General features: G+C 36.0%; 14 protein-coding genes. 1 reads left to right on the forward strand and 13 read right to left on the reverse strand.

Features of this window, described 5'->3' with window-relative positions:
- Positions 1 to 262: 262 nt before the first annotated feature.
- The 13 genes from LNP22_RS09980 to LNP22_RS10040 form a co-directional block, all read right to left on the reverse strand.
- Entirely contained in the window at positions 263 to 520 is a 258-nt protein-coding gene (locus LNP22_RS09980) for a DUF6952 family protein (protein WP_229973324.1), read from the reverse strand.
- 12 nt (positions 521 to 532) lie between these two features.
- Positions 533 to 841: a thioredoxin family protein gene (locus LNP22_RS09985; protein ID WP_229973325.1), complete on the reverse strand. Its 309-nt coding sequence runs from the start codon at positions 839 to 841 to the stop codon at positions 533 to 535.
- A gap of 227 nt (positions 842 to 1,068) precedes the next feature.
- Positions 1,069 to 1,707 (reverse strand): peroxiredoxin, encoded by a 639-nt coding sequence (locus LNP22_RS09990; protein WP_210665506.1) that lies wholly within the window; start codon positions 1,705 to 1,707, stop codon positions 1,069 to 1,071.
- A gap of 134 nt (positions 1,708 to 1,841) precedes the next feature.
- Complete coding sequence (locus LNP22_RS09995) at positions 1,842 to 3,449, reverse strand: glycoside hydrolase family 3 protein (RefSeq protein WP_229973326.1); 1,608 nt, start codon at positions 3,447 to 3,449, stop codon at positions 1,842 to 1,844.
- A 23-nt stretch (positions 3,450 to 3,472) separates the two neighbouring features.
- Entirely contained in the window at positions 3,473 to 3,814 is a 342-nt protein-coding gene (locus tag LNP22_RS10000) for a hypothetical protein (protein WP_210665508.1), read from the reverse strand.
- 23 nt (positions 3,815 to 3,837) lie between these two features.
- Positions 3,838 to 5,109, reverse strand: a complete 1,272-nt coding sequence (locus LNP22_RS10005) for an MFS transporter (protein ID WP_229973327.1) — start codon at positions 5,107 to 5,109, stop codon at positions 3,838 to 3,840.
- The gene (locus tag LNP22_RS10010; protein ID WP_229973328.1) at positions 5,096 to 6,670 is read right to left on the reverse strand and encodes a glycoside hydrolase family 10-like protein; all 1,575 of its coding nucleotides are present in this window, start codon (positions 6,668 to 6,670) and stop codon (positions 5,096 to 5,098) included. Before LNP22_RS10010 ends, LNP22_RS10005 begins: the two co-directional genes overlap by 14 nt.
- A gap of 96 nt (positions 6,671 to 6,766) precedes the next feature.
- Positions 6,767 to 8,035 carry an acyltransferase family protein gene (locus LNP22_RS10015; protein ID WP_229973329.1) on the reverse strand — a complete coding sequence of 423 codons (1,269 nt, stop codon included), beginning with the start codon at positions 8,033 to 8,035 and terminating at the stop codon, positions 6,767 to 6,769.
- A 45-nt stretch (positions 8,036 to 8,080) separates the two neighbouring features.
- The gene (locus LNP22_RS10020) at positions 8,081 to 9,289 is read right to left on the reverse strand and encodes an anhydro-N-acetylmuramic acid kinase (RefSeq protein WP_229973330.1); all 1,209 of its coding nucleotides are present in this window, start codon (positions 9,287 to 9,289) and stop codon (positions 8,081 to 8,083) included.
- A gap of 80 nt (positions 9,290 to 9,369) precedes the next feature.
- Positions 9,370 to 10,875 carry a sodium:solute symporter gene (locus tag LNP22_RS10025; RefSeq protein ID WP_229973331.1) on the reverse strand — a complete coding sequence of 502 codons (1,506 nt, stop codon included), beginning with the start codon at positions 10,873 to 10,875 and terminating at the stop codon, positions 9,370 to 9,372.
- A 28-nt stretch (positions 10,876 to 10,903) separates the two neighbouring features.
- A complete protein-coding gene (murQ, locus tag LNP22_RS10030) occupies positions 10,904 to 11,722 on the reverse strand; it encodes an N-acetylmuramic acid 6-phosphate etherase (protein WP_229973332.1) in 819 nt (272 codons plus the stop codon).
- A gap of 69 nt (positions 11,723 to 11,791) precedes the next feature.
- Positions 11,792 to 13,069 carry a RagB/SusD family nutrient uptake outer membrane protein gene (locus LNP22_RS10035; protein WP_229973333.1) on the reverse strand — a complete coding sequence of 426 codons (1,278 nt, stop codon included), beginning with the start codon at positions 13,067 to 13,069 and terminating at the stop codon, positions 11,792 to 11,794.
- A gap of 18 nt (positions 13,070 to 13,087) precedes the next feature.
- Positions 13,088 to 16,153 (reverse strand): SusC/RagA family TonB-linked outer membrane protein, encoded by a 3,066-nt coding sequence (locus tag LNP22_RS10040; RefSeq protein ID WP_229973334.1) that lies wholly within the window; start codon positions 16,151 to 16,153, stop codon positions 13,088 to 13,090.
- 224 nt (positions 16,154 to 16,377) lie between these two features.
- On the opposite strand from LNP22_RS10040, the gene LNP22_RS10045 reads away from it, so the two are divergent.
- Positions 16,378 to 17,127, forward strand: a complete 750-nt coding sequence (locus LNP22_RS10045) for a DeoR/GlpR family DNA-binding transcription regulator (RefSeq protein ID WP_210665517.1) — start codon at positions 16,378 to 16,380, stop codon at positions 17,125 to 17,127.
- Positions 17,128 to 17,166: the final 39 nt, after the last annotated feature.

The following is a 17,166-nucleotide window of genomic DNA, read 5'->3' on the forward strand; positions in this document are numbered from 1 at the left end:
TTTTGAGGTGAAAGAGAAAATGTATCATTACAGTTTTTGTTGCAAAGTTTTTACTTCTCGCTTTTGACTGCGAGAGGGATGGACGCTGGCTACCGAAGTAGCGCAAACAGCCCGACAGCATTAGGGAAAGGGGCGAATGAAGACAAAGTAGATTGGCCCCTTTTTCTAATGGTGGCTCGCCCAAAGTATGATTTTAAGATATAAAAAAAAAGCGTTTCTAGATGAAGAAACGCTTTATAAGGTCATGTTTTGTAGTGCTCAATTATTTATCGATAGCGCCTAAAACACGTTTCATAAACGCATTTAGAGCTTCTTTTTTGTCTATACCCTGAACGACCATCTTGTGTACTTCAAGCGCACCGTACATGTTCGAGATCAATTCGCCGATAACGTCTAATTCTTCGTCTTTTAGAGAAGGAATTTCGGTCATTGCTTCAAGAACTTCGATGGTTTCTATGATGTAATCCTGATCGTTTTCTTCGATAAATTGAGTCAATTGCTTTATTACTGGTAATTTCATATTGAATATTTATTAAGCAATTGCGTTTACCAAGTCGGTTAAAACTTCTTGTTTGTTGGTTTGCGTTTCGCCAACCAGTTTTCCATTCACGAAAGTAGCAAAAGTAGGCAAGTTGCTTACATTGGCTAATTTTCTGGATTCAGGAGAGTTTTCAGCATCAACCAAAACAAAAGTGATCGCTTCATTTTCTGTCGCTAATTTTTTGAATTTTGGTTTCATAATACGACAATTTCCGCACCATGAAGCTGAATATTGTACTACTACTTTTTCGTTTTTAGCAACTAAATCTGCTAACGTATCTTCGTTTAAGTCGATTAACATTTGTTTTTTTTTTAAAGGTTCAAAGCGGCAAAGGTTCAGAGAGACAAAGTTTTTAAAACTTCGTAAAATGTCGCAACAAAAAAACTTTGTTGTTTGATCTTTACCATATTTTTAAGGAGTTTTTAAGTATCAAAGGTTCATGGGAACAAAGTTTTTAAACTTTGTAAATAGTAGTAAAAAACCTTTGCTACTATGTACCAATGAACCTTTGTACCTTTTATAAAAGGCTAGTTTGCGCTCAAGTACTCAGCAGTACTAATTCTATCAGCGCTCATTGCTTCTTTACCAGCTTCCCAGTTTGCAGGACAAACTTCGCCTTTTACCTGGATGTGTGTGTAAGCATCCACCATACGCAAGTATTCGTTTACGTTACGACCTAGTGGCATATCGTTTACACTTTCGTGGAAAATTTTTCCAGTTTCGTCAATAAGGTAAGTTGCTCTGTAAGTTACATTTGAACCTTCGATGATTACAGAATCAGTTTCTTCGCTATAGCTGGTAGCCTCAATGTCAAGAATACCTAAAATGTTAGCTAAGTTACGGTTGGTATCGGCCAAAATTGGGTAGGTTACACCTTCGATTCCACCATTGTTTTTTGGAGTGTTTAACCAAGCAAAATGTACTTCGTTGGTATCACATGAAGCTCCGATTACGATTGTATTTCTTTTTTCAAATTCAGGTAATGCAGCTTGAAAGGCGTGTAATTCAGTTGGACATACAAAAGTAAAATCTTTTGGATACCAGAACAATAGGACTTTTTTGTTGTTGTTTACTGCTTCTTCAAAAATATTGATTTTTAAGTTGTCACCCATTTCTGAGATAGCATCTACTGCAATACTTGGGAATTTTTTTCCTACTAAAGACATATTTTTCGTTTTAAGTTAAAATTTAATATGGTACAAAAGTAGTTCACAAGAAGGCTTACTTCTAATAGTGTGTGATTATTAATACTTATTCAATGATAGTTTGTATCTATGTTAAAGAAGGTTGGCTTTGTAACTTATTGAATGTTAATTATTACGGGTAATTTTCCGAAACAATTTTTGTTTTCTAAAAGTTGTATTGCCGCATTTTTTTGAAATTCTTCAAAATCCTGATAAACTTCTATCAGTCCGGAAGCTTTGTTAAGATTTGGAATAATTGGTAAAACATACGGATTACCAAACACGTAGACAATGCATTTTTTGGTTTGTAATAATTTGGAAAGCAGCTTTACAACGTCATCATCAATTTCGAAATTATTCATGGGTTTTGCTTTTGGAACAAACAAAGAAATAATAATAGTTTCGAAGTTTTCTAAATTCTTTTCGATACTGGAAACAGTAGTTTTCTCAAGGTTTTCGAAGGCAAATTCCGGTGATTTTAAGTTGGAGTTTAAAGTGGCAAAAAACGTATTTTCGATATTTTTGTACAAACTTAGTTTGGCTAATTGATTGTTTTTCTGTGCCTCAAAAACAACATCATGATTTGCGTTATCAATTATTTTTGTAATTGAATTTGCTGCAATTTCTAGGTTTAAAGCAGAAGCATTATCAAAATTTAATTCTCCCGAAGCTCTAAAAGTACCGTTTATTAGACCAACTTTTTCTTTGCATTTTAAGATTCTTTTGAAGCTTTCCTCGATACGTTCCACAGTTGCATTTTTAAGGATTTCTTCGATTCCTTCGGCGACATTTTCAGCAAAGCATAAAACATCGTTTCCGGCATTAAAAGCTTCCCATTCTAATTGCCCTTTGGTCGGGTATAACATCGAAACGCTGTGCATATTCAGAGCATCAGAAATCACTAATCCGTCATAGCCTAATTGCTCGCGCAAAAGATGCTGGATAACATTTTGTGATAAAGTTGCCGATGTGTTTTTGCCGTCATTCAAACTCGGAACAGCCAGATGACCGATCATAATAGAGTCGACATTGTTTTCTATTCCTTTAATGAAAGGATACAATTCGTTGTGCATTAATTCATCCAAAGTTTCATTCAAAACAGGTAATCCCAGGTGAGAATCGACATTGGTGTTTCCGTGTCCGGGAAAGTGTTTCAAGCATCCCAAAATACCAGCATCCGACATTCCACGTAAATATTCAACAGCAAAATTGGCTACTTTTTCTTTGTTTTCGCCAAACGAGCGATAACCAATTACTGGATTGTTGGGGTTGTTGTTTATGTCTGCCAAAGGCGATAAATTGTAGTGTATTCCGGCCGCTTTTAGGTCCAGACCAATTTGTTTTCCTACCTCATAAACCAAGTTTGATTTTTTCTCGGGTAAAGCACCCAACGTGATTGCGTAAGGATATTGAGGCGTTTTTTCGATACGCATCGCTAGTCCCCATTCGGCATCAATGCTGATCAAAAGCGGAGTAGGAGCACACTTTTGATAGCGAACAATCAGTTCTTTTATTTTTTGATAACTATCGTCATTAAAAACTATTTTTTTCTTGCTTTCGTAATTTGTAGCGGCACTTGCACGACTATGAAAAAAAGTGAGCCCACCAATATTGTGCGTTGCAATTAAACGTTCAGTTTCCTGAATATGCTCTTCGGTATCGTTTATAAAAACAGCCGGAAAAAAAAATTGTCCAACTTTTTGGGCTACTGTTTGATTGATCATGATAAGGATATGCTAACGGTCTTTTATTTGAGTTTACTTTTCTTTTGTTTCAATAGTAAACTTCTGGTGTGTATTGCTTTTTCTAATCTGTTTTTGAATCGAAAGAGTTTTGGCAGTCCTTCGATCCTGTCTTCGATGGTAATTTCTTCGTAGACAATAATGGCTTTTTCTAAGATTCGGATTTCGTTATCGATATCGTTTTGGTTTTTATAAAGTGTTGCCAATCGATCATAAGGATGATTTCCTTTAAAGCCTTCCCTGACATTTTCCTCATATAATTCAATTGCTTTTTCAAAATTTCCTGTTTTTTCGAACTCTGTTCCTTTTAGGTTTCGTTCGGCCTGCAAATTTTCGTTGATTTCCATAATATGAGATGTTTGATTTGGGGTTAAACTTCTTCAGATTTTTTTCCGTAATCTTTCGGAAAAATTAAAAAACGTGATAAGATAATACCCGGAATTGTGGCTAGAAATACCCAGATAAAGAAATTTCCGTATCCTAAATATTGCTGTATGTAACCACTTAACATTCCCGGAAGCATCATTCCTAATGCCATAAAACCTGTTGCTATTGAATAATGTGATGTTTTTGATTCTCCTTCGGCTACATAAATTAAGAACATCATAAAAGAGGCAAAGCCAAAACCGTAACCAAATTGTTCTAAAATAACTACTGCGTAAATATAATAAATTGATTCGGGATGAAAATGAGACAATAAAACAAATCCCAGAATGGGTAAGTGCATCGTAAGTATCATCGGTAAAAACCATTTTGTAAGACCTTGTTTAGAAATAGCGATCCCGCCTAAAACGCCGCCTGCCAATAAGGCTATTAAGCCAAAAGTACCGTAAATTACTCCAACATCTTCGGTGTCTAAACCCATTCCGCCGGCACTTTTTGGATCGACTAAAAACGGAGTTAACATTTTAAGCAATTGGGATTCTCCCAATCTAAAAACAAGTATAAACGCCAAAACCAAACCAATTTGTTTCTTTTTGAAGAAACTCGCAAATACCGAAATAAAGTTTTTTTGTTCGTCTGCACTCTTTGTCGCTAGTGTGTTTTCTTCAATTTTTGGTGTCGAAAAGAAATTGTATACGGTCAGGAAAATCATCACGATACTCACCACAATCATGGTGTACGACCATGCTTTTGTATTGTCACCATATTTATGCTCCAGATACCCGGCCAAAAGCACAATAAGTCCTTGACCTGTAAGCATCGCTAATCGGTAGCAGGTATTTCTAATGCCGAGAAAAAGGGATTGTTGTTCTTTTTTTAAAGCTAATAAATAAAAACCATCCGTTGCAACATCATTAGAGGCAGAAGCAAAAGCAGCAACCGAAAAAATCGCTAAAGTCAAGAAAAAAAAGTAGTTGAGCGGAATGGTGATGCCAACTACTAAAAAGGCGATGGAAATAAACAACTGCATTGACAAAAACCATTTTCTTTTAGTTCCGTGTAAGTCGATAAAAGGACTCCACAGCGGTTTGATCACCCACGGAAGATACAATAAACTGGTGTAAGCGCCAATATCTTCATTATTGATGCCTAATTTTTTGTACATCAATACCGATACCGATGTTATGATGATATAAGGAAATCCAGAGGCAAAATTGAGCAACGGAATCCAAAACCACGGTTGATTATCTGTTTTCATCAGTTTGTACAGGTAGGTTTATTTTAAAAGGTGTGTTCAAATCAATAACAGTTGGGCTACTTTCGTTTGCAAAATAATCAATAAATGTGACAGCACAAACTTTATAGAGATTCATTTTTTCTTTTGGTAAAGAAAACGAAATAGTACCCGTGTTTTCATAAACTAATATTTTGGAAACAATTTGCGATGCATCATTTACATCAAGTTTTGAAGCATCTTCGGCTCCATAAACGACCATATAACGCACTTTTGTGTTAAAAGGATATTTGATGTTGAAAGTATAATAAGTGCTGTCTTTGACAAATTCATTTACTAATGGAGTATCAATAATAACCTGTTTTAAGTTGGGTACAGCAGTCGGCAATGCAGGATATTTATATTGATTTTCTTCTAAATGACGTACCACATCAAAATTTTTGTTGACAAAAGATTTGGCGCTAAAAAAAGCATTTCCTTGCACATTTGGATAGGTTCTGGTCAAATCAATTTGGTTTGGTATTTCGGTTAAAAAGTTCCAGCTTTTATCGCTGTCAGCCCTCACTTTATAAGAACTATTTCCGATATAAATAGCAGTATTATTGGAGTTTTCAGACCACCATTTCAGCAATTTTGCATACGAAACTTTTGGATGTGCAATGCTCCAGTACAACTGTGGCACAATGTAGTCAATCCACTTTTGGTCCATCCATAAAAGAGGATCGGCATACAAATCATCATAATTTGTTTGTCCCGATTGTGTGTCTGAACCTTTAGGATCCATCGTTTTATTGCGCCAAACACCAAACGGGCTGATGCCAAATTGTACCCAGGGTTTTGATGCTTTTATCGTTGTCGCAATTGTGTGTACAAAGTTGCTCACATTCGCTCGACGAAAATCCCCAATAGTCATTCCGTTTCCGTATTTTTTGAATGAGTTGCTGTCGTTAAATTGTTTTCCGGGTACGGTATAAGGATAAAAATAATCGTCAAAATGAATTGCATCCACATCATATTTGTCGACTACTTCCTTAACAATTTTGGTTAAATGTTCCTGAACTTCGGGCAAAGCGGGATCGTAATAAATTTTTCCGGCGTATTCAATCATCCATTCGGGATGTTTATTGGCGTCATGATTCGCGCTTAAAAGTTGTTTATTTAAGTCGAAAGTAGCACGATACGGATTCATCCAGGCATGAAACTCAAAACCTCTCACGTGAGCCTGCTCAATCATCCAGGCCAGTGTGTCATAATTTGGGTTAGGCGCCTGTCCTTCTTTTCCAGTAAGGAAACGCGACCACGGAGCAAGGTCAGATGCGTAAAAAGCATCACCAACGCTTCTAATTTGTACAATTACAGCGTTATAATTGAGTTTTTTATACGTTTCTAGAATTTCCAGATAGTCGGCTTTTTCTTTTTCAACACCATCAGCATTGGTTTTTGGCCAGTCAATATTCACGACAGTGGCAATCCAGACTCCTCTAAATTCGTTTTTAGGATGCCTGTTTTTATCTTGCGAATTGACGTTCCATCCAAAGGATAATAAAAGCAGAATTAGAGGTATTAGGTATTGATTTTTATGCATTGTAATCTTTATTTAAACTGAAATCAAAAATAGTTTTTTTAGCGGACTATAAGAAATTATAATTTTGAAATATTTTTCTTCTTTTTTTGTGAATAATTATACTTTAAAAATGAGTTTGTTTTTATAGAAAACCCATAAGATTCCGAACCAAATCAGCACGTACACTAGCGCTCCCGCCAGAGATGCCATCATTGGATTGGTAAAAAAAGGTACTATCCAATATTGATAAAGATAATTCTGGAGATTGATGGTAGCGTCAATTTCCTTCGGATTTTCGAAGGTAATCATCGAGAGCATGCGCGGAATGATTCCGGAACCAAAGAAAACAATCATAGGATTAACACCCCAAATTACAAAAAGCTGGGTTCCTTTTTGCCTGTTTTTAATATCAATTATATAATAAAAAAAAGTTAGAAACAGAGTTGTAAATCCAGCGGCAAATAAAACATACGAACTTGTCCAGATGGATTTGTTTATTGGGAAAACCATTGACCATAGTAGTCCTAAAACGATTAAAATTATACTTATTATCGCCATTTTTTTTGCTTTTTCTGTTGGCGATGCACTGCTGTTAAATGTTTGACCTATGATTACACCCAGTAAACCCGTTCCAATGGCGGGAATGGTGCTTAACAGCCCTTCCGGATCCCAGGTTTTAGTTTCGATATACATGTGATTCTCGAGAATTAGGTGGTCTAACCAAGCCGATAAATTGGTTCCGGGGTCAAGATTGGCATACCCAATATTAGGCACAGGAATAAGGGTCATGAGTGCCCAATAGCCCAAAAGTAATCCCGCAACAATAATAAATTGCATTCTTATAGAAGTTTGTAGATAAATGATAGCAGAGAAAAAATAAACGATTCCGATACGTTGTAAAACACCGGGAAGCCTAACGTCTTGGTAGGCTTCGATACCGCTGTAAGCCAATATTATAAAGCCGGAAAAAATTATAGTAACTAGCAATATTTTTATTTTTTGTGGAAAACTACCCATCAAGGCATAGCCGACTGCAAAAGTCAAAACTAATTTGGCTAGTAATAAAGGAATTCCTGAGAGTTCAAAAATATCAATTCGATTAAAGAAATTCAGATAAAGACCTAAGCAAATAATTCGTAATGATCGTACCAGTATTTTTCCAAAAACTTCGGCATCAAATTTTTTATACGGAATAGCCAATGGAATCGCGGCTCCCATGATGAAAACGAAAAAAGGAAATACGAGGTCGGTAGGTGTGCAGCCATTCCATTCGGCATGAAGCAATGGCGGAAAAACATGCGACCAACTGCCGGGATTATTGACAATAGTCATCATAATAACAGTAAGTCCTCTTAAAACATCTATCGAAATGATACGGTCTTTCATTGTGGTTTGGTTTGGGTGGTTAGAAGTAGTTTTTAGTAGTTTTGTTTAATCAGGCAGTGAAATTTTGCCCATTGTGACAGATGGAATTCCTTTTTTGGTTCCAAAATTAAAAGCTCCTCCGGAAACCGTTTCATTGGCTAAAATTGCAAATAAAACAGCTTCTTTGGCATCGCTGGAAATGCCTAAATCATCACTTTTATAAAAATGACAGGGCAATAATTCTTTGAGCCAACGCACTAATAACGGATTATTAGCTCCTCCGCCTGAGATGTAAATTTTGAAATCTTCTATTTTATACGAAGTGTTTTTTACCGCTAGCTGAATCGCCTCAGCAATGGTTTCAGCACTAAAACGAGTTAAAGTGGCCAATAAATCTTCAACAGAAATCGAATTTTGACTGCTTTTTAGCATTGCATTTTGTACATATTCGTGGCCAAAAAGTTCCGGACCAATAGTTTTAGGAAAGCTTTGTCTAAAAAAATCATGGTCTTTTAAGTGATAAAGAAGAATTTGGTTTACTTTACCATTTTTAGCAATTTCGGCATCTTTGTCGTAACTTTTTTCGGGAAAATTATGTTTTACAAAGAGATCGATTAAAGTGTTTCCAGTTCCGGTATCAGTAACAAAAGTTTCTTCGGGGTTTAACGATGCTGGTAAATAGGTAAAATTGGCGATTCCGCCCATGTTGAGCATGATGCGATTTTCTCCTTTTTTGCCAAAAATAAAATAATCGCCGTAAACGGCCAGAGGAGCGCCTTCGCCACCTGCAGCAATGTGTTTTTGCCTAAAGTCAGAGAGTGTGACGATACCTGTTTTTACAGCAATATGGTCACCATCGCCAATTTGCAGTGTAGCATTTGGAAATTTTTCTAGTTGATGCAAAAATTTTGGAGCATGCAATACCGTTTGACCGTGTGAAGCAATTAAATCGACTTCGCATGCAGGAATGTTCCATTTTTTCAGAGCATCATTGATCATGTTGGCGTGCAAAATTCCTATCCATTCGTTGAGGACAACCAGCTGCTCAAAATCAATATTTTTTTTAGCAAATACTTTTCGAATTTCAATTTTTATGTCTTCAGAATAAATTATCGTTTCAAATTCGAGGAGTTTTACGGCTGTATTTTGTCCAGATCCTGAAATTTCGCACAAGGCAATATCAAGGCCATCGAGAGATGTTCCCGACATGAGTCCGATAATCTTACGGGATTCTTTTTGCGCAATTTGATAAAGATGGCTAATATTTTTATTCATGGAAATTAAATTTGATGCAATCGCTTTTTAGATGAAATTTTGGAAATGTTAAAAATAGATTATTTTAGACGTAAATCGATTTAAAAATATATTTTTTCATTCGAAGTTTTACTGGTCAAAAACAAACTGATATAGGTAAATAATGCATTGATGATTATTAATTCATTATCAAAAATATATCCGAAAAGAGCATTCGAATTTTCACTTAAAAAATAAGTCAGAATAGGGGAAATAATGCAGATATAAGGAACCAATTTGTCGTTGACCGTTCTTGATTTTTGTATTAAACCAAAAGCATACAAACCTAATAGCGGCCCATACGTGTAGGATGCAGCCCTAAAAATCAATGCTACCACCGAGCTATCGTTAAAAGAGTTCAATACAATAATCACCAAAAACAGTAATCCTGAAAAAGCGAGATGTACCCAATGTCTTTTTTTGACATTGTTAGGATTTGAAAGGTTTTCGGATTTGTCCATCCCTAAAAAGTCAACGCAGAAAGAGGTTGTCAGAGCCGTCAAAGCCGAGTCGGTTGTGGCAAAAGTAGCAGCAATAATTCCTAGTAAAAAAACAAAAGCAGGTACAATTGATAAATGATTTAAAGCGATTTCAGGAAAAAGTAAATCTGTTCGGGGTTTTCCCGATACAAAATCAATCGGTGTCTGGATGCCTTTTTGGTTGGCATAAATGTACAATAACGCTCCTAAGCTCAAGAAAATAATATTGATAATAACAAAAATGGCGGTAAAAGTAAACATGTTTTTTTGTGCTTCTTTGATGTTTTTGCAGCTGATGTTTTTTTGCATTAAATCCTGGTCAAGCCCTACCATTGCTATGGTAACAAAAATTCCGCCCAAAATTTGTTTGACAAAATGGTACCTGCTTGTAAAGAAATCATCAAAGAAAAATACTTTAGAATAATTGCTTTCTTTTATGGTCGAAATAGATTCAATTACGCTCAGATTCAAGCTGTCGCAAACAAAATAAATGGTTATAAAAACAGAAGTTACGAGAAAGAATGTTTGTAAAGTATCGGTAATAATAATGGTTTTGAGACCACTTTTGTAGGTGTATAAAAAGATAAGTGCGAGGGCAAAAAACACTGTCATCGGAAACGGAATTCCATAATAATCAAAAACATAACGTTGCAAAACAATAATAACGAGATACAGTCTAAATGCCGAACTAACCGTGCGACTTACCAGAAAAATAGAGGCAGCAGTTTTATAACTTTTTGTGCCCATTCTTTTCTCGATATAGCTGTAAATAGAGGTCAGATTCATTCGATAATATAAAGGAAGCAAAACTGTAGCTACCACTATAAAGCCAATTGCATTGCCTAAGACAAATTGAAAGTATTTAAATTGTTCTCCGTTTGGCGATCCCACTTCTCCTGGAACAGAAATAAAAGTCACACCAGAAAGTGCAGTACCAATCATTCCGAAAGCCACTAAGTACCATTTGGAGTTTTTATTTGCTTTAAAAAAAGAATCATTGTCTTGTCCTTTTTTGCCAATTATGTGTGATATAAAAAGCAAAAGGCCGAAGTAAACAACAATAAAAATTAGAATTGTACTTGATGACATTTTTAGGGTATTGGTGGTTATAAAATTACTATTTTTTGTTCATTTCTAACAAAACAGCTCGTACGCTTTTGTGTTTTTCAAGCAATTCGGCAGCCAGATTTTGTTCGACATGCAGTTCTTCCATAATCATTTTTATTGCTCTTTTGACTAACTTTTCGTTAGACAATTGCATATCGACCATTTTGTTGCCTTTTACTTTTCCTAACTTGATCATAACCGACGTAGAAATCATGTTTAGTGCTAGTTTTTGGGCAGTTCCCGCTTTCATGCGCGTACTTCCCGTAAGGAATTCTGGCCCTACAACAAGTTCTATCGGATGATCTGCCACCTGAGCAATCAGCCCTGAACTGTTGCAGGAAATACTGCCTGTTTTGATGTTGTGTTCTTTGGCTTTTTTAAGGCCGCCCAATACATAAGGAGTATTTCCAGATGCAGCAATCCCGATAATAAAATCTAAACTAGAAATCTGGTGTTTCTCTAAGTCTCTCCAGGCTTGCTCCACATCATCTTCGGCGTTTTCTACAGCCTTTCTAATCGCAGTATCGCCACCCGCAATAATACCAATAATCATGTCATCCGGAACACCAAAAGTCGGAGGACATTCTGAAGCATCGAGAATGCCGATTCTGCCTGAAGTTCCGGCTCCTATGTAAAACAATCTTCCTCCAAGCTGCATTTTTTTTACAATTGCTTTTACCAATTTTTCAATCTTCGGGATTTGTTTTTCGATGATTTGTGGTACTTTTTGATCTTCTTTATTAATGTTAGTCAGAAGGTCCAGAACGCTCATTTGATCTAAATCTTTGTACAAAGATTCTTGTTCAGTTTCAGGATGTTGGTTTTTCATGATAGATGAATTGTTATTAATGTAAAAAACCGGGGTGATTAATCGTGTACCACCCCAATTTTATGGGAGTTATACTGATGGATCAGCAGGTGTATTAGTATTGTTATTTCTCTCAGAATCCGGATAAGGATACCAGTTACGGTTTCTTTCTGCTCCTGTAACTCCTGCGCCAGGACGATTAAATCTTCGGCTGTCTTCGAGTTTTAAACCGGACATGTACATTTCGATACAACGATTTCTATAAATTTGTTCCAAAACTGCCTCTTTTGTAACTATTCCTGCATAAGGAGGAAGGTTGGCGCCAATGCCATAAACATCTGTCGCAGCAGTTTTGGTCAATACTTTATTGAGTTCTATAATAGCTTGAGGAACATTGTCTTTTCGGGCATAAGCTTCTGCTTTTATCAACATTATTTCTCCGGGTAAATAGACAGGAATCGACTTAATATTTGTATCAAAAAAACCTGTCGCTGTGGTAGGATTAGAACCCGGTTTGATGTAAAAATTCAATCTTCCGTCTGAAGAATCAGGAGTCAGAGCAGTTGGTAATCCCAAAGTCAAATCAATCGGTTGAAAAACATTGTTGGTGGTGATCGACACAAATGCAATTGGGTTTACACCAATTTGATCATAACCAAAAACAGATTTTACATTCAAATCTACTAAATTGGCATATTTTAGGGCGTTATCATGATCTCCTGCTATCAAATAGATTCTTGCCAAAAGTGCATAAACGGTATTTTTGTAATTAAGGCTGTTGGCCAATCCTGTAAAACCTGTTGCTTTATCAAGAGAAGATTCGGTTGCTTTTAGAGTTTCGATTGCAGTATTCAAAACTTCAGCTCTCGTATTAAAAGAGGCATTTTTTGCTGTTTTTAATGGAACACTTTCAAAATACTGGACTAAAGTAGAAAGAGCCAAGGCTTTAAAAATCGAGGCATGAGCAAATACACTTGCTTTTTCGTTTTCTACAGTCAGGATATTGATATTGTCAAGTACTTTTTGAGATTCAGAATTTATAATCAAACATTGTGACCACAAGTTGTTGACTACACCATTTTTGGTAGATAATACTTGGCCTCCCACAGAAAGTTCTCCCTCGTCTACGTTTCCGGCATTAAGTAATCGCAATTCTTTTGTCGTAAATCCGTTTCCTGTAATGGTCGTATAAACGGGGCTAATTCTGTCTACACTCCAAAGTTGTTGCAAACCGTTTGCGACACCAATAATGCCGTCTCTTGTGCCTATAACCAACTCTTGTGATGGTTTTGTTGGGTCTAAATAATCTTCGCTGCAGCCAGCAAAAAGTAACGTAACACTCAATATAGGGATCAATATCTTTTTCATGATTTTTTTCTTTTTAAATTAAAATTGAAATTTCAATGCTACAGAATACGAACTCGGAATTGGTACAGTACCAAAGTTATATTTGGCTACCGAAGATTGTCCGCCAGAGTTCGTTTCTGGATCAAAACTGGTAAAATTATCCCAAGAAATTAAGTTTCTGCCACTAGCTGTAACTGTCAAATCATCAAAAAAGCTATTTAATTTTCCGAAAGAATAATTAAGTGAAATTTCTCTTAATTTAAGATAACTTCCGTCAACAACTCTAAATTCTTCTACGTTATAAACAGACCAGATATAACCGCGAGGCAACTCACCGTTAAGTTCTTGCGCCACAATTGTTCCTGACCCGACTCCTTGTCTGGTTCTGTAATCTGCATCAAAAACGTCTACGCCTTGCACACCATCAAAAAGAATCGATAATCCGAATTTTTTATAATTAAAATTAGCTCCAAACGAAATAATATAATCCGGGTTTGGGTTTCCGATTTCTTTGTTCAGAATCGTTCCTGTTGGTTGTCCCGAAGCATCTCTTTGCGGTGTTCCTGTATTTACATCACCTTTTTCGGTTTGAGGATATCCGGTTGGAGTTAAAAGCAGGCTGCCATCAGAATTTCGGGCAAAATAAGTTCCGTAAAAAATACCAATTGGTCGGTCTCTCTCAACAAATACAGGTGCTCCCGCAAGATTACTGTCAAGTTTGAAACGTTGTTGAGGTAATCCTGTGACTTTGTTTCTGTTGGAACTATAGTTTACAAAAACATCAAGATTTACTTTTTCTTTTTGAATTAAAGCATATTTCAAATTAAATTCAAATCCTTTGTTATTCATCTGACCAATATTTTGAATGGTATTGGTTGCGCCTTGAGAAGCCGCCAATTGTACTGGTAATAACAAGTCTTCGATATCGGCATTGTAGTAGCTAAAAGATAGATTGAGTCGATCTTTTATAAAACCAAAATCACCACCAATTTCGTACGTTGCGCTTCTTTCTGGTTTTAAGTCTAAGTTTCCTTGTTTAAAGCCTTCTATGGTAAAAGTGGTGTTGCCAAGCAGCGTTCCTGTTGAATAGTTTGTAAAACGGGCATAAGGTTTAATGGCAGTTAAACTACCGGATTTTCCCCATGAACCTCTCAGACGAGCTGTGCTCAATACATTGTCAATGTTTTGCATAAATGGTTCGTCTGAAAGAACGTAACTCACACTTGCTTTTGGGTAAAACTGCGACCTATTATCTTTGGAAAAAATAGTAGAAGCATCTTGTCTTCCGGCAATGGTAACATATAATTTTTCTTTAAATCCGATGGTTTCCTGCAAATAATAACCCCATAAATTATACTTAGATTGGCTGGCACTTGGCGAACCCGGAATCAAAGTATTAAAAGCATTAATAGTTTCGACAAAAGGTTTTAGATTTCGGCCTTCAATAGCGGCAAAATTATCTCGGTAGGTCTGGATGTTGTAGCCCCCAAAGGTTGTGGCTTTCCAGTTAGAATTGATATTCCAAAGGTATCTTAAATTCAAATCATTATTAAACTGAACCACTCTGTTGGTTGCTTCAGAAACATAACCGTCGTTGTAATAAGTAGGGTTAACAGGCGCGTACGGGTATCTCGGGATGTAAACGTTTCCTCTCTGATTGTAATTGTCGATACCAAAAATGAGGTCGGCATTGAAGTTTTTAAAAGGAGTATAATTCAATTGTAAATCCGAGATAATGCGGTCTGTATTTTGTTTTATTTTGAATGTTTCAATAATTGACAAAGGATTGATTCTATTGGGATCCACAGCCAACAAATTACCATTAGCGTCTCTTGCACTGATATTATAGGTATTATTGGTAATATTGATAGCGTTTATTGGGCTCCAAAAAACGTTTCCGTCTGGTTTTTCGTTAGAACTGGAATTTACATAATTCAGTCCCATCGTAGCCGAGAGTTTGTCATTAAAATCATGTTTCAGTCTAATTTTTGCTCCGGCTCTTTTAAAATCGGTATTTTTTACAATTCCTTCGTTTACCAAATAACCAAGCGAAGCAAAATATTTGGTTTTTTCATCACCGCCTTGGGCAGAGAAATAAGTATCTGTACCAATTCCGGTTGTAAAAATAGCATCCTGATAATCGTAACGTTGTACGTCTATCGTTCGCGTTTCAAGATCTCTTCCTAGGACATTTACAGTAGTTGGACTTGCAGGATTTCCCTGAATAGGGAATAGGGCAGGAGAAGTACTTATAAATTGTTTATTAGACCGGTTTACATCAACTTTTTTACGAATGCTATTAGACGTCATACTCGTCGAAAAAGTATATTTTGTCTCGCCAGCAACTCCTTTTTTGGTCGTAATCAAAACGACACCATTGGCCGCTCTTGATCCGTAAATGGCAGCTGCGGCTCCTCCGTTTAAAACTTCAATGCTTTGAATATCGTTCGGATTGATATCTGCCGATCTGTTTTGACCAATCTGCATATTTGAGTTTCCTGTAGACACATTCAAGTTGGTTACATTTGTGGTAGCATTGTTCAAAACAACACCATCAATAACATACAATGGGTCGGATGAGCCTAAGATAGAAGATGTTCCTCTAAGTTTTATGCTAAAACCTCCTGCGGGATCTCCCGAGTTTTGAGAAACTTGTGCTCCAGCAATTTTTCCTTGTAAAGCTGTGGATAAACCCCCAGGTTGCGCTTTGACCAAATCTTCTGCTTTGATACTGGTTACGGCGTTTCCTAGCTCTTTTCGGGTAGCTCTTACCGTAGAACCCAGAACGACAACTTCAGAAAGCGTGTTAAGTTCTTCTTTCATTTGAATGTTCAGCAAACCTGTATTTTGTGTAACTTTAATTTTTTTTGAAGCAAACCCGATAAAACTAAAAATCAGGTTGTCGTTTTCGTTTGCTGCAATGCTAAAGTTTCCGTCTAAATCTGTTACCGTACTCTTTGAAGTTCCTTCAATAAGAACCGAAACTCCTGGCAAAGGGAGATTGTCTGTCGTACTTATAATCGTTCCGGTTATCGTTTTTGTCTGTGCAAAAATGGGCTGCGCAAACAAAATAATTCCAAATAAAATAAATAATAGTTTTTTCATATTAAAAAATATTTGATTGGTTAGAGAATGGAAATATATAAACTTTATTACTAATTTGCAAATTTATGCATAAAATTATAAATAATAATATAAAAATGCATAAAAACGCATTGATGTTGCTCGATTTTTAGTACTTTTGGCGAAGCTAATTTACGCCAAAATAGCTTTCTTAAAAAGTGCAGAATAACGCATTAAGTTTTATATTTGAAAAAAAATTATAATAAATGTTGAAACGCGAGAGACATCAGTACATCATGAATAAATTTCAAGAAGTTGAAAAAATCAACACTATTGATCTTGCTCTAGAGTTAGAAATTTCTGAAGACACAATCCGAAGAGATTTTAACGAATTAAACAATAAAGGACTGATAAACAAAGTATATGGGGGTGCTTTTTTAGTAAAAGATAAATCCAAAAATGTTTTTGATATTAATATAATTAACGAAGATAAAAAGATTATTGTGGGTCAAAAAGCGCTTTCTTTTTTAAGTGATGGCCAGGTAATTATTATGAGTGGTGGAACAACCAATTTATCTTTCTGTAAATTGATTCCGATTGATTTTTCGGCTACAATCTATACATACAGTTTGCCAATTGCGATGCAGTTATCCCAACATCCCAATATTGAACTCATTTTTATTGGTGGAAAACTGCAAAAAAAAGCAATGGTAACCATTGGTATCGATGTGGTTCAGGTTTTATCAAAAATCAAAGCCGATATTTGCTTTTTGGGAGTAAGTAGTATTGATGAAAATCAAGGGCTTACAGAGATGGGCTATGAAGTTTCTGTGGTAAAAAAGGAAATGATCAAAGCTTCCGGAAAAGTAATTGCGATGGCAACATCTGATAAAATAAACGGAAAAATGATGCATAAAGTCTGCGGATTAGAGCAGTTGCATGCCGTAATTACAGACTTGAACCCTAAAAGTCCTAAAGTCAAGAATTTTGTTGATGCGGGGTTAAACGTTTTATAAAACAAGTTCGCCATTCATCAGTTTAAAAAGATAAATGGC

The organism is Flavobacterium flavipigmentatum (assembly GCF_020911905.1).
Lineage (GTDB): Bacteria > Bacteroidota > Bacteroidia > Flavobacteriales > Flavobacteriaceae > Flavobacterium > Flavobacterium flavipigmentatum.